This window comes from Vibrio barjaei (assembly GCF_001639065.2).
Taxonomy (GTDB): Bacteria; Pseudomonadota; Gammaproteobacteria; order Enterobacterales; family Vibrionaceae; genus Vibrio; species Vibrio barjaei.
This window is the reverse complement of record NZ_LQXO02000045.1, coordinates 63,531-84,946: the sequence shown is the minus strand read 5'-3', so window position 1 is coordinate 84,946 and position 21,416 is coordinate 63,531. Positions and strand designations below refer to the sequence as shown.

Annotated in this window: 24 protein-coding genes; 17 read left to right on the top strand and 7 right to left on the bottom strand. The window is 44.6% G+C overall.

Annotated elements, in window-relative coordinates; all coding sequences use genetic code 11:
* From dinB to AWH66_RS19890, 4 genes are all read left to right on the top strand, one after another.
* Positions 1 to 1,020, top strand: a 1,020-nt coding sequence (dinB, locus tag AWH66_RS19905) for a DNA polymerase IV (RefSeq protein WP_071487865.1), incomplete at its 5' end; no start/stop codon positions are given.
* Between the two features lie 39 nt (positions 1,021 to 1,059).
* Positions 1,060 to 1,536 carry a GreA/GreB family elongation factor gene (locus tag AWH66_RS19900; RefSeq protein ID WP_063604115.1) on the top strand — a complete coding sequence of 159 codons (477 nt, stop codon included), beginning with the start codon at positions 1,060 to 1,062 and terminating at the stop codon, positions 1,534 to 1,536.
* A 21-nt stretch (positions 1,537 to 1,557) separates the two neighbouring features.
* Positions 1,558 to 2,325, top strand: coding sequence for a YggN family protein (locus AWH66_RS19895; protein WP_063604116.1), 768 nt, complete (start codon positions 1,558 to 1,560; stop codon positions 2,323 to 2,325).
* A gap of 259 nt (positions 2,326 to 2,584) precedes the next feature.
* The gene (locus AWH66_RS19890) at positions 2,585 to 3,946 is read left to right on the top strand and encodes a sodium-dependent transporter (RefSeq protein WP_206360064.1); all 1,362 of its coding nucleotides are present in this window, start codon (positions 2,585 to 2,587) and stop codon (positions 3,944 to 3,946) included.
* A 77-nt stretch (positions 3,947 to 4,023) separates the two neighbouring features.
* Here the strand turns inward: AWH66_RS19890 and AWH66_RS19885 are convergent, their stop codons facing one another.
* The 3 genes from AWH66_RS19885 to AWH66_RS19875 all read right to left on the bottom strand — a co-directional run bounded on the left by AWH66_RS19885 (position 4,024) and on the right by AWH66_RS19875 (position 6,040).
* Positions 4,024 to 4,215 carry a DUF4250 domain-containing protein gene (locus AWH66_RS19885; protein ID WP_038229260.1) on the bottom strand — a complete coding sequence of 64 codons (192 nt, stop codon included), beginning with the start codon at positions 4,213 to 4,215 and terminating at the stop codon, positions 4,024 to 4,026.
* Between the two features lie 9 nt (positions 4,216 to 4,224).
* On the bottom strand, positions 4,225 to 4,431 hold the full coding sequence (locus AWH66_RS19880) for a YaeP family protein (protein WP_006075713.1): 207 nt from the start codon (positions 4,429 to 4,431) through the stop codon (positions 4,225 to 4,227).
* 139 nt (positions 4,432 to 4,570) lie between these two features.
* Positions 4,571 to 6,040, bottom strand: a complete 1,470-nt coding sequence (locus AWH66_RS19875) for an aminoacyl-histidine dipeptidase (protein WP_063604118.1) — start codon at positions 6,038 to 6,040, stop codon at positions 4,571 to 4,573.
* 893 nt (positions 6,041 to 6,933) lie between these two features.
* Here AWH66_RS19875 and AWH66_RS19870 point away from each other — a divergent pair.
* The 6 genes from AWH66_RS19870 to AWH66_RS19845 all read left to right on the top strand — a co-directional run bounded on the left by AWH66_RS19870 (position 6,934) and on the right by AWH66_RS19845 (position 13,121).
* Complete coding sequence (locus tag AWH66_RS19870) at positions 6,934 to 8,226, top strand: NCS2 family permease (RefSeq protein WP_031494607.1); 1,293 nt, start codon at positions 6,934 to 6,936, stop codon at positions 8,224 to 8,226.
* A gap of 31 nt (positions 8,227 to 8,257) precedes the next feature.
* Positions 8,258 to 8,722 (top strand): xanthine phosphoribosyltransferase, encoded by a 465-nt coding sequence (gene gpt, locus AWH66_RS19865; RefSeq protein ID WP_038229262.1) that lies wholly within the window; start codon positions 8,258 to 8,260, stop codon positions 8,720 to 8,722.
* 91 nt (positions 8,723 to 8,813) lie between these two features.
* Entirely contained in the window at positions 8,814 to 10,061 is a 1,248-nt protein-coding gene (frsA, locus tag AWH66_RS19860; protein ID WP_031494605.1) for an esterase FrsA, read from the top strand.
* A gap of 129 nt (positions 10,062 to 10,190) precedes the next feature.
* Positions 10,191 to 10,580, top strand: a complete 390-nt coding sequence (gene crl, locus AWH66_RS19855; RefSeq protein WP_006075710.1) for a sigma factor-binding protein Crl — start codon at positions 10,191 to 10,193, stop codon at positions 10,578 to 10,580.
* Positions 10,581 to 10,716: 136 nt separating this feature from the next.
* Entirely contained in the window at positions 10,717 to 11,853 is a 1,137-nt protein-coding gene (proB, locus tag AWH66_RS19850) for a glutamate 5-kinase (RefSeq protein ID WP_083400081.1), read from the top strand.
* Between the two features lie 17 nt (positions 11,854 to 11,870).
* Complete coding sequence (locus tag AWH66_RS19845; protein WP_063604119.1) at positions 11,871 to 13,121, top strand: glutamate-5-semialdehyde dehydrogenase; 1,251 nt, start codon at positions 11,871 to 11,873, stop codon at positions 13,119 to 13,121.
* A 97-nt stretch (positions 13,122 to 13,218) separates the two neighbouring features.
* Here the strand turns inward: AWH66_RS19845 and AWH66_RS19840 are convergent, their stop codons facing one another.
* Both AWH66_RS19840 and AWH66_RS19835 read right to left on the bottom strand, forming a co-directional pair.
* Positions 13,219 to 13,671 carry a YaiI/YqxD family protein gene (locus AWH66_RS19840; RefSeq protein ID WP_038229268.1) on the bottom strand — a complete coding sequence of 151 codons (453 nt, stop codon included), beginning with the start codon at positions 13,669 to 13,671 and terminating at the stop codon, positions 13,219 to 13,221.
* Between the two features lie 4 nt (positions 13,672 to 13,675).
* The gene (locus AWH66_RS19835; protein ID WP_063604120.1) at positions 13,676 to 13,951 is read right to left on the bottom strand and encodes a hypothetical protein; all 276 of its coding nucleotides are present in this window, start codon (positions 13,949 to 13,951) and stop codon (positions 13,676 to 13,678) included.
* Positions 13,952 to 14,801: 850 nt separating this feature from the next.
* Between AWH66_RS19835 and AWH66_RS19830 the strand changes: the two genes are divergently transcribed.
* The gene (locus AWH66_RS19830; protein ID WP_240495643.1) at positions 14,802 to 15,314 is read left to right on the top strand and encodes a GNAT family N-acetyltransferase; all 513 of its coding nucleotides are present in this window, start codon (positions 14,802 to 14,804) and stop codon (positions 15,312 to 15,314) included.
* Here AWH66_RS19830 and AWH66_RS25495 read toward each other — a convergent pair.
* The gene (locus AWH66_RS25495; protein ID WP_081875866.1) at positions 15,205 to 15,504 is read right to left on the bottom strand and encodes a DUF3301 domain-containing protein; all 300 of its coding nucleotides are present in this window, start codon (positions 15,502 to 15,504) and stop codon (positions 15,205 to 15,207) included. The genes AWH66_RS19830 and AWH66_RS25495 overlap by 110 nt on opposite strands.
* A gap of 12 nt (positions 15,505 to 15,516) precedes the next feature.
* Positions 15,517 to 16,566, bottom strand: a complete 1,050-nt coding sequence (locus AWH66_RS19825; RefSeq protein WP_063604122.1) for a DUF3549 family protein — start codon at positions 16,564 to 16,566, stop codon at positions 15,517 to 15,519.
* 124 nt (positions 16,567 to 16,690) lie between these two features.
* Between AWH66_RS19825 and AWH66_RS19820 the strand changes: the two genes are divergently transcribed.
* The 6 genes from AWH66_RS19820 (at position 16,691) to ribBA (ending at position 21,251) form a co-directional block, all read left to right on the top strand.
* On the top strand, positions 16,691 to 16,987 hold the full coding sequence (locus tag AWH66_RS19820) for a YqcC family protein (protein WP_063604123.1): 297 nt from the start codon (positions 16,691 to 16,693) through the stop codon (positions 16,985 to 16,987).
* On the top strand, positions 16,984 to 17,760 hold the full coding sequence (gene truC / locus AWH66_RS19815; RefSeq protein ID WP_063604124.1) for a tRNA pseudouridine(65) synthase TruC: 777 nt from the start codon (positions 16,984 to 16,986) through the stop codon (positions 17,758 to 17,760). The genes AWH66_RS19820 and truC overlap by 4 nt, the downstream gene beginning before the upstream one ends.
* Before the next feature lie 78 nt (positions 17,761 to 17,838).
* Positions 17,839 to 18,288, top strand: coding sequence for a transcriptional regulator NrdR (gene nrdR / locus AWH66_RS19810; protein WP_006069872.1), 450 nt, complete (start codon positions 17,839 to 17,841; stop codon positions 18,286 to 18,288).
* A gap of 37 nt (positions 18,289 to 18,325) precedes the next feature.
* Complete coding sequence (gene ribD, locus AWH66_RS19805; protein ID WP_063604125.1) at positions 18,326 to 19,435, top strand: bifunctional diaminohydroxyphosphoribosylaminopyrimidine deaminase/5-amino-6-(5-phosphoribosylamino)uracil reductase RibD; 1,110 nt, start codon at positions 18,326 to 18,328, stop codon at positions 19,433 to 19,435.
* A 4-nt stretch (positions 19,436 to 19,439) separates the two neighbouring features.
* On the top strand, positions 19,440 to 20,093 hold the full coding sequence (locus tag AWH66_RS19800) for a riboflavin synthase (protein WP_063604126.1): 654 nt from the start codon (positions 19,440 to 19,442) through the stop codon (positions 20,091 to 20,093).
* A 48-nt stretch (positions 20,094 to 20,141) separates the two neighbouring features.
* Entirely contained in the window at positions 20,142 to 21,251 is a 1,110-nt protein-coding gene (gene ribBA, locus AWH66_RS19795) for a bifunctional 3,4-dihydroxy-2-butanone-4-phosphate synthase/GTP cyclohydrolase II (protein ID WP_063604127.1), read from the top strand.
* The last annotated feature ends 165 nt before the right edge of the window (positions 21,252 to 21,416 follow it).

Here is a 21,416-nt window from a genome sequence, read left to right as displayed (position 1 = left end):
GCCGCAGTAGAAATGCGGGATAATCCTCACTATCGTGGTAAGGCACTAGCGGTTGGTGGCAGTGAGCGCCAGAGAGGCGTAATAAGCACTTGCAATTATGAAGCCCGAAAGTTCGGGGTTCGTTCAGCTATGCCAACTGCACAAGCGCTCAAGCTCTGTCCCAATTTATTGCTAGTCCCTGGACGTATGCATATCTATAAAGAGACCTCAATTAAGATTCGAGAGATATTCTCCCGTTATACTTCGTTGATTGAGCCACTGTCTCTGGACGAAGCTTATTTAGACGTTACCGATTCTCTACACTGTCAAAACTCGGCAACTCTTATTGCGGAAGCAATTCGCAAAGACATCTGGGATGAATTGCAACTCACGGCTTCAGCAGGCGTCGCACCATTAAAGTTTCTCGCCAAAATTGCTTCAGACATGAATAAGCCAAATGGTCAGTTTGTGATTCCACCCGATAAAGTACAACAGGTTGTTGATGATCTCGAACTTGGTAAGATACCCGGTGTAGGAAAGGTCAGTCTTGAGAAGCTTAACAAAGCAGGTTTATTTACTTGTTTAGACGTTCGTAATAGTGATTACCGAGAGCTGATCGTACGCTTTGGCCGTCTTGGTGCGTCTCTGTGGAAAAAGAGTCACGGAATTGACGAGCGGGAAGTGGTCGTCGAGCGAGAGCGCAAGTCAATTGGTGTTGAAAGGACGTTTAGCACTAATATTTCGACCTTTGAACAATGTTGGCAAGTAATAGAAGAGAAGTTGTATCCAGAACTGGATATGCGACTCAATAAAGCTCAGCCTAAACGTAATGTTATCAAGCAAGGCATCAAAGTGAAGTTTGCTGACTTTAAACTGACGACCATAGAACATGTCCACAATAGACTGGATTTAGCGTATTTTAAAGACCTGCTGCGAGAGGTGTTAGAGCGTCAACAAGGTCGCGAGATTCGTTTATTAGGATTAAGCGTTATGCTGGAGCCCTTAGAACAAGCTCGCCAATTGACGATGTTTGAAGATTAATCGTTACATTGTTAACTAGTAATTGTGGTAAGGAGTTCAATGAACAAGCAAGTGCTGCTCGACGACGTGATCGCTCAACTGGAGCAGAACGTTGTGACGTTAACTTCCGCGATGGAGAAAACGGTTGATGCCGCCACCAATGAAGAAACGGTGCCAGAGCATAAATATGACACCTTGGCTTTAGAAGCATCATACCTTGCTCACGGGCAAGCGGTGAGGTTGGAGCAAGTAAAAAGCGATATCGCATTACTTCGCAAAATGGTGTTAAATCCGTTCTCGTCACTAGATAATGTCAGACTTACCGCTGTGGTAGAGATAGAAGATGAAGACGAAGTAGTGTCGCGATTTTTCGTACTTCCATGTGCCGGCGGTCTGACCATTGAAGAGGCGACAATCAAGGTAGTCACACCACACTCTCCTTTAGGTAAGGCCCTAATTGGTAAGTCTATTGATGATGAGGTTGTGGTTAGCATTGGAGAGAAACTGACGCATTATGCTATTATTCACTTATATTAAGCGTATGCTATAGGGTAATTTATGAAGATACACAATAGAGTGATCAGTCGTAGTCTATTATTGAGCACCTTACTAGCCTCGGGTCAAGCTTTGGCTGTGGGTCAGTGTGGTGTCGATATCAAGAATGAAGTTCACCTTGATGGCGAGCAGGTAGAAATCGTAAAGACATCCTCTTCTAAAGTACTTATCGATGAAGACAACAATCTATTTATCAATGGGAAAGCGATACAGTTGACACAGTTGCAAAAAGATGCGCTTGAAAGTTATCGCGAAAACATGAATAAGTACGTGCCTAAAGCAAAGGAGCTTGCGGAAAACGGGCTCGAACTTACCAATGAACTTATCGACGATGTTGCAGAGAGTTTTGACAACTCAGAAGCGTTCCAAAACGTAAAACAAGCCGTTGCCGAGTTTTTTGCCGATGTGGAATCTCGATATGAAAACAATGGCGAGTTTGTACTCCAGTCCGAAGCCTTTAGCTCCTTTATGGACAATTGGGAACAAGATGTCGCTAAAGCTAAAGAAGTTTTTAATAAAGAATTCTTTAGTAGCGCGTTTACTGCTCTTCAAGAGAAAATGAGTGAAGAAGGGGGCTTGAATTTGACCGAACTATCGAAGCAAATGGACGAGCTCAAAGCTCGTATGTCAGAAACCATGAAGGTACAATCTGAATCGTTGAAGCAACAAGCGGAAGATTACTGCGACTCGCTTAATGATGTTGCTGAACAAGAGCAAGAGCTTCAAAAGAAAATCCCAGAGTTAAAGGACTATCAAGTCTTTACTATTTAGCTTTGCTATTACCGTCAGTTATCTAAGAGCTCCGCTAGCACTTAAACAGTACTAGCGGAGTTTTTTGTAGTGAGGCGTTGGGTTTTAGTATTGTTTCTGTAGTTAATTGCAAATTAAGTTGCTTTTGTTTTAGTGTAACGAAAAACTTACTATCAATACTGATGTTTATATTAGAGTATTTAACTAAATAAGATTGCTCTCATCGCATTTTTATCATACCGTGCCAGCAAACTAGTACGGTATGATATTCGCAGTGGACATTTCTAACTCTTCTTCAGCTCCAAGGGAGCATTTTGGTTCTCGACTTGGCTTTATACTGGCTGCAGCTGGTGCAGCCGTTGGTCTTGGCAACATCTGGGGATTCCCAACTCAAGCTGCCAGTAATGGCGGTGGGGCATTTTTGTTGGTTTATTTGGTGATGATTCTGGTGGTCGCTTTTCCTATGTTGGTTGTGGAAATGGCGATTGGTCGTCATGGTCAAGCTAACCCAGTGGATAGTATGAAGTCACTAACCACTAATGCTCTAGGTAAACGATTAGGCGGTCTTGTTGGTTGGATTGGCCTCTCTGTGCCATGCGCAGTACTCGCATTTTATTCTATTGTAGGCGGGTGGCTGATTTGCTTCTTGTTTGGTGCGTTAGCAGATATCGCTGGCTTAACGAGTCTTGCCGACTGGTTTAAAGGTTTTAGTGTCGAACGCAACGTGTTCGGTACCATTGTATTCTACCTTCTCACCGTTCTTATCGTTCAGGGTGGTGTTAAGCAGGGGATCGAGAAATGGTCAACCCGATTAATGCCTTCACTCTTCATTCTATTTGCGTTGTTGTTTGTTTATATCATGATGCAACAAGGAGCGATGGAAGGACTTAAGCATTACCTAATCCCTGATTTCGAAAAAGTTTGGGACAGGAAATTAATTCTTGCTGCCATGGGGCAGGGCTTTTTCTCATTAACGATAGGTGGCTGTTCTATGCTGATTTATGGCTCATACCTTTCAAAAAAAGAGAATCTGCCTAAGATGGCGATGAACGTCACGTTAGTGGATACGGCGGTGGCATTTATTGCCGGCTTGGTCGTGATGCCGGCGATGTTTGTTGCAATGCAGAAAGGAGTACAAATCTATGCTGAAGACGGTTCATTATTGAGCTCGGACACACTTGTTTTTACCGTGCTGCCATTGATGTTTGAATCTCTTGGTTTATTGGGTTTAGTGTTTTCTGTTGTTTTCTTCTTGTTGCTTACTATTGCAGCGCTAACGTCTTCTATTTCGATGCTTGAATGTCCGGTAGCGTTGGTAGATGAACGCTTCAAGACTGGCCGTAAGAAAACCAGTTGGGTATTGGGCGCATTAATCGCTCTATTTAGTGTCTATATTGTGTTTAATTTTGCAGAGCTATTTGGCCTAGTTGCTATGGTAGCGACACAATATTTACAACCAGTCGCTGCCCTGTTGTTCTGCTTATTTGGTGGTTGGGTCTGGAGCCGAGCTGGTAAGATAAAAGAGCTTGAACAAGGCTGTCCAGACTTTCAGCTTGGCTGGTTTGGCAAGGTATGGCCTTTCTACGTGAAATTTGTCTGCCCGATTTTAGTGATTACGGTTATTTGGGCATCATTTGGCTAAGACAAACAGTATGAGATAAGTAAAAAGCTCTGCATTTGTAGAGCTTTTTACTAAGAAGAAAACGTCGTGTCTACGTCTTATCTAAATTGACCAGCCTCGGGAAGAAAATCAAACCCAGCACCTGCTAGTTTCTCAATCAATGCCGACTTACTGATATCGAAGAAGTTAGCAAGTTTGTCGAGATCGCCACCAAAATCGTCCCGTAGCTTCATATTAACAATACTCATCAGCATGATGGGGTCCATACTCTCAAAGTTCGCTAGATTCATAATGTGTCTCTACTTATCTTCAAAGTCGGAAATGAGTAAATTGGCGGCTGCAAAGGCTGCCTTTTCACGTGTTTCCAAAGGTAAGGATTCGTCCGCTGCAATGTCGTTTAACGCACGTACTGCACAAGAAATAGCCTGAGGGATATAACCTTGGTCACCACTACCAATTTGGGCGTAGATTTCTCTTACTAAGTCACAACAACCGTAAACTTGCATATCAATGATCTCTGTAAATGATAACTTGTCTCAATATACACAGAGGCAACGTAAAAAACAAAACTGCCATTTGATATGAAACAAAAAAGCCGATGTTATGGTTAAACATCGGCTTGATAATGGCGATTAAAGCAGCGAATTATGCTTTAGCAGGAATGGCTTCTAATAACGCAACCATTTGGTTCCAGAACAGTTCAACGGTATCGATTTTCACTTTCTCATCTGGCGAATGAGGGAACTTGATTGTTGGGCCAAACGAGACCATATCCATGCTAGGGTATGGTTCTTTGAACAGACCACACTCTAAGCCCGCGTGAATGACCATAATGTTTGGTTTGTGACCATAGATACCTTCATACATGTCACGGAAGGTAGCCATGATTTCTGATTCTGGATCAGGCTTCCAACCAGGATATGCGCCTGAGCATTGGATAGTAGCGCCAGCTAGCTCTGCGATAGAGGCTAGCATGCCTTCAACTTGTGAACGCCCAGAATCAATTAAAGAGCGAATCAAACAAAGTACTTCTACTTTATCTGTTTGAGTGGTGATAACGCCAACGTTTAACGAGGTTTCTACCACGCCTTCAATATCATCACTCATGCGAATCACGCCATTTGGACAAGCGTTTAGTGCTGCAATGAAGCGAGTTTGAGATTCTGTCGCAAATACATCAGCTAAGTCAGCTGCATCGTTAAAGGTAACAATATCGGTTTCGATAGCGCCAAGCTCAGATTTCAGCAGTTCAGTATAGAAGCTGTATAATTCGTCCAGCTTTGCTAGATTCGTTTCTGGCAGTGCAAGGGTGACAAAACCTTCACGTGGGATGGCATTACGTAAGCTACCGCCACGGAACTCAATAAGACGTGCGTCTAACTCTTGAGCATGACCAGCAAGGAAGCGAGCCAGCAGCTTGTTAGCATTGCCGCGACCAGTATGGATATCACACCCGGAGTGTCCGCCTTTAAGACCTTTTAATGTCAGCTGACGCGCCACATAACCTTCAGGAGCTGCTTCACGATTTACCTCGAAAGTAATTGCTGCGTCGATACCGCCAGCACAGCCCATGTAGACTTCACCTTCTTGCTCTGAATCCGTGTTAAGTAGGATGTCACCTTCCAGCCAACCTGCTTCAAGACCAAACGCGCCAGTCATACCAGCTTCTTCGTCGATAGTTAGCAATACCTCTAGAGGACCGTGTTTGATGTCATTAGAAGCAAGTACAGCTAAACATGTTGCCATACCAATACCGTTATCAGCACCCAATGTTGTGCCTTTTGCGGTTACCCATTCGCCATCGATGTAAGGTTGAATTGGGTCAACGGTAAAGTCATGGTCAGTATCTTCGTTCTTTTGCGGTACCATATCGATGTGCGCTTGAAGCACAACACCTTTCTTATGCTCCATTCCTGCGGTAGCAGGCTTCTTAATGAAGACGTTGCCAGTTTTGTCACGTTTTACTTCAAGACCTTGCTCCTTTGCCCAGCCGACAATGTACTCTGCAAGAGCTTCTTCATGCTTAGATGGGTGAGGGATAGAGCAGATTTTATCGAAAAATTGCCAGACAGGTGCTGGTGACAACTTACTGATTTCAGAATGGAATTCAGACACGGAACTCTCCTTTTGACGGGCTTTGCTAGATAGTTGTTCCTCAGATGTCCCTTATTTTGAAGGGAACGTCTGGTTTTCTAGCTTATTTAAGATAAAGCAAAGGATATCATTAGTTGTAAATAGGTAGTAGTCAAACCTGAAGTATCTTGTAGAAACGGTGGTAAAGCTTAGTTACCAGACTCGAATGAGTCTAGGTGCATATTTGATAGTGTTGTTTTTGTAATTTAATTACAGTTTTAAGTAATAAATTAGTCATCATTAAAATAATTGTGACTTAGATCGCTTTTGTGCTTGTAATAAAAGTCCGATATGGTATTCTTTTGAACAGTTGAGAGACTCAACGATACTGCTCACGGAAAGAGCCCGATTTATCGCCTCCAAGGAACCGAGATTCAAAGCAATTAATGCACAATGATGTTTTGTTAGAAGGTGATGTTTATGAAAGGTTTAGCAAGCGCGATGTTTTGGACAACTCAAAACGTATACACAAAAGACTTCGCGTACAATGTCTACTTTGGTAGATAGTGAACGATTTATACCCCTATATTTAGAATTTTTCGTTGGTTATATACCCCAATTGATGACCAAATTATTCTACCGCCACTCAACTGAGTGGCGTTTTTTTTGTCTTTTATCTCCCCAAACTACCGTCTTAATCTCAAAAAACGTTCAAATAGTGAACGAACGGTAAATAGCCTGACTACACTGAATTCTATTGGCGATTGAGTAACTACATCAAATTGTTAGTTATTGTTACCGAATAGGTTTCATATCAACTTAAAAATATTTGGTTTAGAGTCAAAATTCTAGGTGGAATTTGCGTTTTGATAACCTTATAATTCGCGCCAATCGTTTACGCAACCGTTTACTTTTTACATTTTAGGGATTCGATTATGCTCGAAAGGCTGTTTAAACTCAGTGAACATGGCACCAATGTGCGCACTGAGATCATCGCAGGTTTAACAACCTTCCTGACGATGGCTTACATTATTTTTGTTAACCCAGCAATTCTAGCTGATGCCGGCATGGATCGCGGCGCAGTATTCGTTGCTACCTGTCTTGCGGCTGCTATTGGCTGTTTCATCATGGGCTTCGTAGCTAACTATCCAATCGCACAGGCTCCTGGTATGGGGCTGAATGCGTTCTTTACCTACGCGGTTGTGCTAGGTATGGGTTACACATGGCAAGTGGCTCTAGCGGCAGTATTTTGCTCAGGTGTCTTGTTCATCCTTTTGAGTGTTTTCAAAATTCGTGAGTGGATCATTAACTCCATTCCAATGTCGCTTAGAACCGGTATTTCTGCGGGTATTGGTCTATTTTTGGCACTTATCGCGCTGAAAAACGCGGGTATTGTTGTCGATAACCCAGCAACACTGGTTTCGCTTGGTCATATCACGTCACTGCCAGCAACTCTCGCCGCAGTTGGTTTCTTTCTGACTATTGCACTTGTACACCGTGGTGTAAAAGGTGCAGTAATGATCGCTATCTTGGCGGTAACCGGTCTTGGTCTTATTTTTGGTGACGTGCAGTGGGGCGGTATCATGTCTGCTCCACCAAGCATTGCGCCTACCTTCATGCAATTAGATTTCTCAGCCGTGTTTGAGATCGGCATGATTTCAGTGGTATTTGCTTTCTTATTCGTCGACTTGTTTGACACTGCCGGTACGCTGGTTGGCGTTGCTCAAAAAGCAGATTTAATCGGCAAAGATGGCAAAATCCCACGCTTGAACAAAGCGCTTCTGGCGGATTCAACAGCGACATCAGTAGGTGCACTACTGGGTACGTCAAACACAACCTCATATGTAGAGAGTACAGCAGGTGTGGCTGCTGGCGGTCGTACAGGTCTGACTGCAGTTGTTGTTGGCATTTTGTTTGTACTTGCTTTATTCTTCTCGCCTTTGGCGGGTATGATCCCAGCTTACGCAACTGCAGGTGCTCTGTTTTACGTAGCAATTCTTATGATGTCTGGTCTAGTTGGTATCGACTGGAGAGACATTACAGAAGCTGCGCCGGTTGTTGTAACTTGCTTGCTGATGCCTTTTACATTCTCTATTGCAGAAGGTATCTCGTTAGGTTTCATTGCTTACGCGGCGATCAAAGCATTGAGTGGTAAAGGACGTGACGTTTCTCTAAGTGTATGGGTAATGTCGGCAATCTTTATCATGAAGTACATTTTGGCTGCATAACGCACGAACACGTTTTAATTAGGTTTTTACTATGGCTAACAAATTCATCATCACATGGGACAATATGCACGCATATTGCCGTCAACTTGCTGAGCGTCAAATGCCAGCAGAACAGTGGAAAGGCATTCTAGGCGTAAGCCGTGGTGGTCTGGTTCCTGCTGCAATTCTGGCTCGTGAGCTAGGTATTCGTTACGTAGATACGGTATGTATCTCTAGCTACGATCACGATCATCAGCGTGACATGACAGTGCTAAAAGCACCTGAGCATGATGGTGAAGGTTATCTAATCGTTGATGATTTAGTAGACAGTGGCGACACTGCTCGTAAGATCCGCGAGATGTACCCTAAAGCTAAATTTGTAACAGTCTGTGCGAAACCTGCGGGTGTTGAGCTTGTTGATGAATACATCGTTGACATCGCTCAGGACTGTTGGATTGAGCAGCCATGGGATATGGTGCTGTCTTACGTTGAGCCAATCAACCGTAAACAAAAATAAATACATCAATCTGTATTTGCGAAAAATGACCCTTTATTGGGTCATTTTTTTTATTACTATATAGGACAAAGTTCCATTAGAAGGCTATGACATGTCTGAAGAAACCAGCAAGAATATCTCTGAGACGTTGTTCGAGAAAAACAAACAGGCAAAAGAAACCTCCCGTCTGATTAGATATATGCCGAGTAGCGATAAGCTGCTTGAGGAGCGCAGAGCGGAGAACCCCACCTCTTGGTACCGAAACCTACTACGGTTGCAATGGGTTTGGCAGGGTATTGATCCTATTGAACAGGAAAGTGTGTTAGCGACCATTGCCTCATCAAAACATTCTCGTACGGTTGACGAGTGGCTGGATACCGTAATGGGCTATCACGGTGGTAACTGGAACTATGAGTGGACGAAGCTTGGTATGTTGCATCAAAAGCGTGCTAATGATGTGACTGGTGATGATTCGGCCGAAGAGTTATTTAAAGCCTCACTTTGTTTTAGCATTGCAGGTTACCCTCATCTAAAGAACGACAATCTTGCGTTACAGGCGCAGGTGCTAGCGAATACGGCTTACAATGAAGCAGCAAAACGCACTAGTCACATTATTAAGCAAATTGAAGTTCCTTATAAGAACAAACGTATTATTGCTAATCTGCACTTAGTTAGTACAGACAAACCACAACCTGTTGTTATAGTGAGTGCTGGTCTCGATTCCTTACAAACAGACATGTGGCGTTTGTTCCGCGATTACCTTGCACCAGCAGGCATTGCGATGTTAACCGTCGATATGCCTTCTATCGGTCACAGCTCTCATTGGCCCCTAACGGAAGACACGTCTTGCTTACACCAAGCTGTGCTAAACGAGCTACCAAATATCCCATGGGTTGATCATTTCAAAGTAGGTCTATTAGGTTTCCGTTTTGGTGGCAACGCGATGGTAAGGTTGTCTTTCCTTGAACCCAATAAGATTAAAGGTTGTGTATCACTTGGCGCACCTATCCATGATTTGCTGACGAGTCCAAAGAAAATCCAGAACATGCCTAAGATGTATTTGGATATGCTGGGCTCTCGATTAGGCAAAGATGCTATTGATATCAATAGTTTGTCAGGGCAGTTAATGGCTTGGTCACTCAAGATACAAGGCTTCCTCAGTGCTCGTCGCACGAAAGTGCCGATCTTAGCAATGAGCCTAGAAGGCGATATGGTTTCACCACATTCAGACAACCGCTTGGTAGCCATGTTCAGTGATTACGGCAAGGCAAAACAAATACCTGCGAAAGGTATTGCTAAAGGATATGAGCAATCACTCGAAATGGCGATTAAGTGGTTGGAGGACGAACTTTGGAGGTGACATTTGTGGTAAATTAGTTAAATATGAAATAAGCGTGTAATCAAATATATGATAAAACAATAAATATCTCGGAAAATTTAACGCTATTTCAATTCAATAACTAATTTTACTTATAAATGGAGTTTCCCCATGTCAGAAGCGGCTAAAAACCCTACGCATTATCGTTTGCTCACTGCTCTAAAAGCGATTGGTCCTTATCTTAGAGAGCCTCTATGCAAAGAAGGGTTTTATCACTTTGATTGCCTTTCCGTTTGTGTTGATGATACTAAGTCTCCAGAAGATAGAGAGTTTTGGGGTTGGTGGGTTGATTTGAGCCTAGTTGATGAGCAATTTGAAGCAACGTATCAGATTGGTCGCTATAACCAAGTAGGTGAGTGGGTCCTAGAGTCGGCTCCGGAATCAGCAACTCAAGAGATTACTCGAACACAAGAAGTGTTCCATGAAAAGTTGGTTTCTGCGCTTCAAGAAAAGTTCTCGTTGGATGTAGCAATACATGATGACTCTGTAGAGTTCGTGTAACGTTTACAAAGCCTCAATGTCTCGATTGGGGCTTTTTTTTGCTGCTTTTCCAATCCTCTCACTTTTTACTTGTATAAATGATGTTTGATTGCTAAAACATCACTCCTTATTTAACTTTCGTGTCCAACAAACAGAGATGACAACTGATATTAATCGTCAAGCTACAGACAAAAAAACTGTAGTGGTGAAGTTAGGAACAAGCGTTCTTACAGGTGGTTCCCTAGCGCTAAACAAAGCGCATATGGTCGAGCTCGTTAGACAATGTGCTGAGCTGAAAAAGCTTGGTCATTCTGTGGTTATGGTATCTTCTGGTGCTATTGCCGCAGGCAGAGAGCACCTAGGATACCCCGCACTTCCCAATTCAATGGCGAGTAAGCAGCTATTAGCGGCTGTGGGACAAAGTCAGTTGATTCAAGTTTGGGAGTCGCTATTTGCGATTTACGGACTTAAAATCGGTCAAATGCTGCTAACACGCGCAGATCTTGAGGATCGTGAGCGATTTTTGAATGCACGTGACACCATCAATGCGCTAGTGGAAAACGACATTATTCCGGTTGTGAATGAGAATGATGCGGTTGCGACTAGCGAGATTAAAGTTGGTGATAACGATAACCTGTCAGCATTGGTGGGTATCTTGTGTGGTGCAGACAAACTGCTGCTGTTAACCGATCAGCGTGGCCTGTTTACCGCCGATCCTCGCAAGGATCCTAATGCGGAACTTATTCGCGAAGTCACTACGATTGATGAAACGCTTCGTAAGATTGCTGGCGGCAGTGGAACGACATTGGGCACAGGCGGTATGGCAACCAAACTTCAGGCAGCGGATATTGCACGTCGTGCCGGTATTGAAGTTATTATCGCTGCTGGTAGTGCTGAGAACGTGGTGTTTGATTCGTTGTCAGATGAGCCCCAAGGTACACGCTTCCTACCACTCCCAGAAGCACTAGAGAATCGTAAACGTTGGATTCTTGCTGGCCCGGCAGCAACGGGTAACATTGTCATCGATGCGGGGGCAGTCAATGCTGTGATTGGCAAAGGCAGCAGTTTACTCGCAAAAGGTGTTGTTAAAGTTTCAGGCCGCTTCGCTCGAGGTGAAGTGGTGCGTGTGACAACCAAAAACGGAGCACTGGTTGCAAAAGGAATTTGTGGCTACTCCGATACTGACCTAGCGAAAATTGCAGGTAAACACAGTAAAGAAATCGGTGAGACTTTAGGCTATGACTATGGTGCTGAAGTCATTCACCGCGACGATATGGTTGTCATTCAAGATTAAGAATAAAGGGATAAGTAATGGATATGATTAAACTCGGTCAGAATGCCAAGCAAGCAAGCTTCTCTCTGGCTACTGCATCGACTGCTCAAAAAAACAATGCGCTACAGATCATTGCTGATGAGCTAGAAGCGAATGCTGACGTAATCTTAGCGGCAAACGCTAAAGACATTGAACTTGGCCGTCAAGCAGGGCTTACCGAAGCACTTTTGGACCGTTTGCTGTTAAACGAGCAGCGCTTGAAAGGCATTGCTGATGACGTGCGCAATGTGATCACCTTGTCAGATCCTGTAGGCAGTGAAATTGACAGCAAAATCCTTGAGAACGGCATGAGTCTGTCTCGTCGTCGCGTGCCACTTGGTGTAGTAGGTGTTATCTATGAAGCGCGTCCAAACGTAACCATCGATATTGCGGCGCTCTGCCTAAAAACAGGTAACGCAAGCATTCTGCGTGGCGGTAAAGAGACGTTTTACTCCAATATGGAACTGGTGAAAGTCATTCAATTGGCGTTAGATAAAGCGGGCTTACCAGCTGCTTCGGTTCAGTATATTGAAAAGCCAGATCGTGAGCTTGTATCACAACTGCTTAAGTTGGATGATTATGTCGATATGATCATTCCTCGTGGTGGTGCCGGTTTACACAAAATGTGTAAAGAGAACAGTAATATACCAGTAATCATTGGCGGCTTTGGTATCAGTCATATTTTCGTTGACGAGTCTGCTGATCTAGTACGTTCGTTAGATGTGGTAGAAAACTCTAAAGTTCAGCGTCCATCCGCGTGTAATGCATTGGACACCCTACTAGTGCATGAGAAGGTAGCGGCGGAGTTCTTACCGATGCTTGCCGAGCGTCTCAAAGGTAAAGTGAGCCTAGTCGCTGAGCCAAAGGCGGAGGCTATTCTAGCTGGCACGGAAGACTTAAGAAGTGCAGGCGAGGGCGATTTTGATACTGAGTGGTTGAGTTTTACACTAGGTGTGAAAGTGGTCGCGGATGTGGAAGAAGCGATTCACCATATGCGAGTACATAATGCTAGTCACTCCGACGCTATTATGACTAACAGCTTAGTGAACTCAGAAAAGTTCATCAACTCAGCTGGTTCGGCAGCGGTTTATGTTAACGCATCTACGCGTTTTACCGATGGAGCGCAGTTTGGCTTAGGTGCTGAAGTTGCCGTATCTACTCAGAAGCTTCATGCTCGCGGTCCAATGGGCTTAGAAGAACTAACCAGCTACAAGTGGGTTGGAAAGGCTGATTACTTGCCACGTGCGTAATAAATCACAAGCATGATGAATTGAAAAAGTCAGAGCTGTAAGCTCTGACTTTTTTGTTTGTGTGCTTCTGTTGCAATGACGACTTACTTAGAGTGCGCTATCGCTTCGCTTTAGCCAAAAAGCGGTCTAAATTATTAGCAAATTCGCGTCGTTCAGTTTGTCCTAGCGGTGCGGGCCCGCCAGTTTGAACGCCACTCGAGCGCATGGTATCCATAAAGTCGCGAATGTTGAGTCGTGCTTTAATTGTATCTTTAGTGTACATCTCGCCACGTGGACTCAGCGCTAGGGCATTCTTGGTGATGACTTCATCTGCAAGCGGGATATCTGATGTGATGACTAAATCGCCCTCGCTAACACGCCTTACAATTTCATTGTCAGCGATATCAAACCCTGAAGGCACAGTGAGTGAGTGAATGTTCTCTCGTTTTGGTACAGGCACCGCGTGATTCGCCACGAATGTGCAGGTTAATCCGGTTCGCTCTGCTGCTCGACAAATGGTTTCGCGAATTACCTTTGGACACGCATCGGCATCCACCCAAATCTTAACCATTGTTCTACTCCAGCTTGGTCAGTCTTTCCGTCAGTAGCGCGACTTGTTGTTCTAATTCCTTCACTCTGAGTTCCAATGGCTGAATCTCAGGCTCAGCAGCCACTTCAACTTTAGGAACGTGTTGGCTACTCTTCCAGGACTTAATTACAGTGATTAGTGCAGGCATAGGCACTTTGGTCTTCAAACGCGCCTTTACCAAAGCGACGGTTGGTTCCTTGCCCTCAGCATGCAATGAGTTTAAAGCCGCTTCAATTTCTGCGGAGACATCTTTCGTTAGCATGTTTTTTTCCATTCAATAAGGGATAACTAAATAGTACCTGTGATTTTGGTCGGGGTACAGAAAAGCAAAAGTCGATTCTCGTCACACTTTGGCATTGATGGCTTCATTAATAAGCGCGCTAAAACGGAAGAGGCTTGTGCGAGATCTCTCACAGCAGTTGTGAGAGAAAGAGATAAAAGCGCGAGAAATTTGGAAGAAAATAAAATTAAGTATTTGTATTTATTGATTTTTAACTGTTATGAAACATTTTGGTGCGGAAAAAATTGAGTTTTCTGCATTGCTCAAAAACGGCAATCGCGTAAATTAGAACTTGTCGGAAGGATGCTGACACGGAACAGGAAAGACATTGGAAGGTCATCTTCAGGAAGAAGATTTGGTTACCAAGGGAACCGTAACCAGCAAGGAAGTTAGGATAGCGCGGGATGCGAACAATCATCAGGAAGATGATTTAAAAGGAAAAGGATACACTCAGGAAGAGTGAAGGAACCCCATCAGGAAGATGGTCAAGGACACCGCTCAAGGAACAAGTGAAGCGAGCTGACTGGGATGGTTAGCGTCATTGGATGAGATGGACACCGCTAGGACGGCGACGAATGGATATAGCTGAAGGATTCAGCCACTATTACGGATGATGCATGGAGCATTTTTAGTAGCCGGACTGCTGCGAGTAAGACTATAGCCCCAATACGCAAGTGTTGGGGCTTTTCTTATATCTGAGATCAATAAATCTCATGGAATCACTTGTTATAGTCTGCACGCGAAATCAAAGGAATGTAATAACGTTATGACGATCGCTACGCTACGGACAGTATTAATCCCCTATACCGACCATCTCGAGTCGGATTTTCTCATGCTTAACGTCTGTGCTAAGAATAGAAAGCACATGAATGGCCCTCACACGCTGGCAAAAGCACGCACTATTTTTCAATCGATCTTAAGCGACCCTGATATTTATGCCATGGCAGTCTTGGACATTCGAACCCGGGACTATCTAGGTCATATATTTGTCGACAGGCATGCGAGTAGTGAAGGGGAACTGGGCTATATCTTTGATAAACAGTATTGGAATAAAGGTATTGCTACGGAAGTGTTGCGTGCGTTTATTCCTGACGTCGTTGCGGCCTTGGGATTAAGTAAATTGACGGCGAATGTCGATACTGACCATGAACCTTCCATCAGACTACTTAAGAAGCTCAACTTTGAGCAAATAGGCCATGCAAAAGATGAACACGGCCCGTATTTGATCTTTCAATCTACATTCGGTGCGGTGGCAGATGAAAATTCAGAACATGAAAGCCTTTCATCAACAGCTTTCCTTGATAGTAATCATCGCCCAGGGCTGAAAACTCAAATTCATAAATAGTATGCCAACCCCATCTACCGTTGGCATCTCTTAGCTTGTGTGCGCCGAACGACACGCTAAGCATCTGCAGATCCAATTCTTTGCAACGCCTACTTACCGCAGCTTTAGCAATTTCACCTTGTCGTCTTTGTTGCCAAAACAAAAAGCAAAATAAGCTCAATGCTAAGATCATCAGTAAATTGTCGATCACCGTTAGGTCTCCTTAATGCGTTCGGCCCTGCGTGGCACTTTGCTGAAGCGCGACCAACGCCTGTGCCAGTTCAGGGGACGGACTAGAGTGCAAGAGTGGCAGCAGAACCAAACGTAAACTTGGCATCATAACCAGATCGGCGAACAGTTGGTTGAACAGAGTCTGGTTTCCTGTTTGTGCTAGTCTAATCAGAAATTGCTCTGCCAGCGCTGGTGTCGTTAACGGTAACCAAGAGCGACCCGCGATTGCGATGAGAATTTCTTGATGACTGAGTGTCGCACTGGCCAAAATGGTAGTAATCAGCGACTCAAGTTGTTCCGGTTTTCCTCCAGATAAGGCACGGACATATGCGGATAGTAGGAACAGATCGGCGTACTCTGTCTCCGCCTCCTTTTGGGCCAATTCAAATAAGGTATCAGAAAGTTTTGCTGGAAGGGCAATATGCTCCAAGGCTCCAAGCAGAGCATATCTCGGCTCGTTAGCAATATGTCGTAAACTGGTTCTTACTAGTCGATTGTTATCGTCTGTGCTGAGACGAGCAGCAATGTCAGTAATACCTTGTAGACCGACTGTTTGCCAATTATCCCATCCCAGTTTACCGGCAAAATATTCTTGCGCATGCGTGTAGTATTGACTGGTTGGTAGTGCTAACTCAGCACGAAGTACGCTATGAAACACGGCAAGCTTGTCGTCTTTTGGTTTGAACGTAAATGGGTTATTCGCGAGCTTTTGTTGTTGCTCTTCACTCATTTCCTTACTCAGCCGAGTCCCCATCGCTTCCATCACAAACTTAAGAAACTGACCCACATCAGCCTGACTAAGTAGACCGCGCTCATCGAGGTTAAACTTCAGAAACCATATCCAAGGTTGTTTCTCCGCGTTCCAGTAGGCAATCGCAAACTGTGCCTGTCTTTGAATCGGATAAGGGTACGGTTGGCTTGCTTGCTCAACGTTGGCAAATTGATCATTGTCGATGCGCTGAACTCGTCGAGAAATATCATAAATGTGATATTCGCAGCCACTGTTTACCAGAAGGTCCGACAAAGTATGAATGGTATCCATGGAGTAATTCCTAGTACGGTTTGGGTATAGAACAATAGATGGTATTCTATCGCGAATTTTCAAGTCATTGGTTGCCAATTTCATCGAATGATGAGACCGCAATCTAACGAACGGCCTATTTACCATGAAGCTATTGCTCGTAGAGCTAAAAGAGTTGCTTAAAAAACATGCACTGTGGCAAATCCAAGAGCCAACAGCCAGTGCGATGAGCAGCCAACAACCTTTCTCTGTCGATACTTTGGAACCCCATGAGTGGCTACAGTGGGTTTTTATTCAGCGTATTGAATCTATGATAGAGATGGGACAGCCATTACCGAAGGGCTTTGAGATCGCTCCTTACTTTGAAGAGGCATGGAAGCTGCGCCCTGAGTATCAAGAAATAATCCTTGTATTAAAAAAACTGGATGATAATGCCAAATGACCGAAACCATGACTCTACCTGCCGTGGAACCACTTGAGATCGTTTATCAAGACCAATATTTAGTCGCGGTAAATAAACCTGCGGGTATGCTTGTGCACCGTTCGTGGCTTGATAAAAACGAAACGCGTTTTGTCATGCAGACATTACGAGACCAAATTGGCCAACATGTATTCCCATTGCATCGCTTAGACCGACCAACGTCTGGTGTGTTGTTATTTGCTTTGTCTAGTGAAGTCGCTTCACAGGCTATGCCGATGTTTGCTGAGCACAACATTGAGAAAACCTATCATGCCATCGTTCGAGGCTGGATCACTGAGGGTGATGTTCTCGATTACCCTCTTAAAGTGGAGCTTGACAAAATCGCCGATAAATTTGCTTCTCAAGACAAGGAAGCGCAGCCTGCAGTAACCGCTTATCAGCCATTGGCATCGGTTGAAGTGCCTTATACTACAGGGCGATTCCCAACCAGTCGCTATTGCCTGGTAGAGATGAAACCTAAGACTGGTCGTAAACATCAACTGCGCCGACACATGCACCATCTGAGTCACCCGATTATTGGTGATACTAGTCATGGTGATGGCAAGCACAATCGTTTGTTTCGCGAACACTACGATTCGCACCGCCTATTGCTACACGCTTCTGAACTGAAGTTTGTTCATCCTATTACTGAGCAGAAAATAACCATTTCTGCAAACTTTGATGCGGTCTGGCAAAGTCTTATTGATGCTTTTGATTGGCAAGAGTGTGAAGCCATTCAGCAATACCATAGATAACGGGCTTAACTGGTCAAATAGTGGATTTCTTAATAGGTGAATTTTCGCTAAACTGGGAAATCAACCACAGGAGGTGTTATGCATTGTCCCTTTTGCACTGAAAATGATACAAAAGTTATCGACTCAAGGTTGGTAGCGGATGGCCACCAAGTGCGTCGTCGTCGTCAATGTTTGGCATGTAGTGAACGTTTCACCACCTTTGAAACGGCCGAACTGGTGATGCCTAAAGTCATCAAGTCTAACGGCAATCGTGAACCGTTTAATAAAGATAAAATGGTTGGCGGTATTCAGCGTGCTTTAGAAAAGCGTCCGGTAAGTGCAGACGCTATTGAACTTGCTATCAGTCATATTGAGTCACAACTTCGTGCGACTGGAGAGCGTGAAGTACCAAGTGAAATGATTGGTAACCTTGTCATGACTCAATTGAAAGAGTTGGATAAGGTCGCTTATATTCGCTTTGCCTCCGTTTATCGAAGCTTTGAAGATATTCGAGAGTTTGGAGAAGAAATCGCTCGTCTCGAAGACTGATCGACTCAGATGCATTTAGCCATAGATATGGAAAGTTATGAGCCAATTTAGCGCTATTGATTATCAAATGATGAGCCGTGCCATAGAGCTCGCGAAAAGAGGGCGCTTTACCACTGCGCCTAATCCAAATGTAGGCTGCATCATTACCTTAAATAACGAGGTAGTGGGAGAAGGCTATCACAAGAAAGCTGGTGAGCCACATGCGGAAGTTCATGCCTTAAGAATGGCAGCCGAGCGAGCCAAGGGCGCGACCGCCTATGTCACATTAGAGCCATGCTCACACTATGGACGAACACCTCCATGTGCTGAAGGGCTGATAAAGGCAGGTGTGTCTAAAGTCATTTGTGCCATGTCTGATCCTAATCCGCAAGTGGCTGGTCGAGGCTTTAATATGCTTCGCGAAGCCGGCATTGAGGTGTCCGTTGGTCTTCTGGAACAAGATGCTCGAGCACTCAATCCTGGTTTCCTGAAGAAAATGGAAACAGGTATGCCATTTGTCCAACTGAAAATGGCAGCCAGCCTTGATGGGCAAACGGCCTTAGCCAACGGCAAAAGCCAGTGGATTACTGGCTCCGAAGCACGTCGAGACGTTCAAGCGTATCGTGCCCAGTCAGGCGCGGTTCTATCGACAAGTCAAACCGTGATAGAAGATAATGCCTCTTTGAATGTGCGTTGGGATGAGCTGCCAAGTCATGTCACTAATGTTATTGAGCCTGATGAATTACGCCAACCTACTCGCGTGATTTTGGATAGACAAAATGCACTATCGAGAGAGCTGAAATTGTTCCAAGCTGAGGGCGATATTACTCGAGTAGCTCAGGCTGGTGGCGATCTTAACGTGGCAATGAACACAGCTAATCAACTGGATTTGGCTGAAACGCTGCAACACCTAGCTAAAGACCAACAAATTAATCATGTCTGGGTAGAAGCTGGGGCAACGCTCGCTGGATCGATGATTCAACAACAGCTCGTTGATGAGCTTATTGTGTATTTAGCTCCTAAACTTATGGGTGCTGATGGGCGAGGGCTTATCGGGGCACTTGGATTGACTGAGATGCAAGACGTCATCGAGCTCGATATAAAAGATATTCGTATGGTGGGAAGCGACGTTCGCATTGTCGCCACACCAAAACTAAAGCAGAAGTAGAACAATGTTTACAGGAATTATTGAAGCGGTTGGCACACTGAAGGGTATCACTCCAAAAGGAGAAGATATCAGTATTCATGTTGAAGTGGGCAATCTGGACATGAGTGACGTAAAACTAGGAGACAGTATCGCGACAAATGGCGTCTGTCTTACGGTCACCAGCTTCACGGACAACAGTTACCATGCGGACTTATCCGTTGAGACGCTAAAGAAAACAGGTTTTGCCCATTATAGTGTTGGCGACAAAGTAAACCTAGAAAAAGCGATGCTACCGACGACACGATTTGGCGGGCACATCGTTTCTGGGCATGTGGATGGCGTTGGAGAAATTGTGGACCGACAACAAGTTGGTCGCGCCATAGAGTTTTGGGTGCAGATGCCGTCTGAGCTAAGCAAGTATGTAGCGGAAAAAGGCTCTATTACCGTAGATGGGATCAGTCTGACGGTCAACGACGTTCGCAAAGATGCCTTTAAACTGACGATTGTACCCCATACATCGGAAGAAACGACCATCGACAACTTTCATGTTGGCCGAAAAATTAATTTAGAAGTGGATGTCCTAGCTCGTTATATGGAACGATTGCTGCAATCGAAAGCCAGTAACGAATCTGAGTCTCGAATCACCATGGACTTCCTACAACAAAACGGCTTCGCTTAAAATCTGACGCAAAGCTTGATGCCCAACGAACCAATACAGGAATGTGAAATGCCAATTAGTACGCCGCAAGAAATCATTGAAGACATTCGCCTTGGGAAAATGGTTATCCTAATGGACGATGAAGACCGTGAGAATGAAGGTGACCTTATTATGGCCGCTGAACATATCACACCAGAAGCCATTAACTTTATGGCGACTCATGGACGTGGACTGATCTGCTTAACCATGACAAAGAGCCGTTGTGAAGCACTAGGCTTACCACCTATGGTTCAAGATAACAACGCGCAGTACACCACTAACTTTACTGTGTCTATTGAAGCTGCGGAAGGCGTAACCACTGGTATCTCTGCGGCAGATCGCGCACGTACAGTTCAAGCCGCAGTTGCAAAAGACGCTAAGGCTGCAGACTTAGTGCAACCAGGCCACATTTTTCCACTGGCGGCACAAGATGGAGGCGTGTTAACTCGCGCTGGTCATACTGAAGCTGGCTGCGATCTGGCAAAACTCGCGGGTTTTGAGCCTGCTTCTGTGATTGTCGAGATTCTTAATGACGATGGCACAATGTCGCGTCGTCCTGACTTAGAAGTTTTCGCCGAAAAACACAACATTAAGCTGGGAACGATTGCTGACCTCATCGAGTATCGTAACAACAACGAGACTACTATTGAACGTGTCGCAGCCTGTCATTTGCCGACTGAATTTGGTGATTTTGAGCTAGTGACCTACCGCGATACTATCGACAATCAAATCCACTACGCGATGTGTGCCGGTGATTTGACGGCTAACACTCCGTTAGTTCGCGTACATTTGCAAGACACCTTTACTGATATCTTACGCTCAAACCGAAACTCCGATCGCAGCTGGACTTTAGACAAAGCGATGAAGCGCATTGGAAAAGAAGGCGGTGTACTTGTGATTCTTGGTAATGAAGAAAGCACTGATGCTATTGTTCACAAGATCAAGGTATTCGAGCAACAAGACAATGGCTCAGCACCGACCATGGCTAAAAAACAAGGCACATCGCGCCGAGTAGGCGTAGGCTCGCAGATTCTCGCGGATCTTGGCGTGCACGAAATGAAGCTGCTGTCTGCTGCGGATAAAAAGTATCACGCACTGGGTGGCTTTGGTCTGAGCGTCACTGAATACATTACTGAGTAATTTATCCAAGCCTTTGCTTATGAAACGCAAAGGCTTTTTCTTTTTCGTCGCGCCGCAACCAACTGCAAGTATTGTGAAAGCAGTGTTTGACTAAAGTTAGCGGTGGATATTGATAATTGAGTTGTGCTAGAATCCGGCGATTCTCGCGCGATGAACATAGTTTAT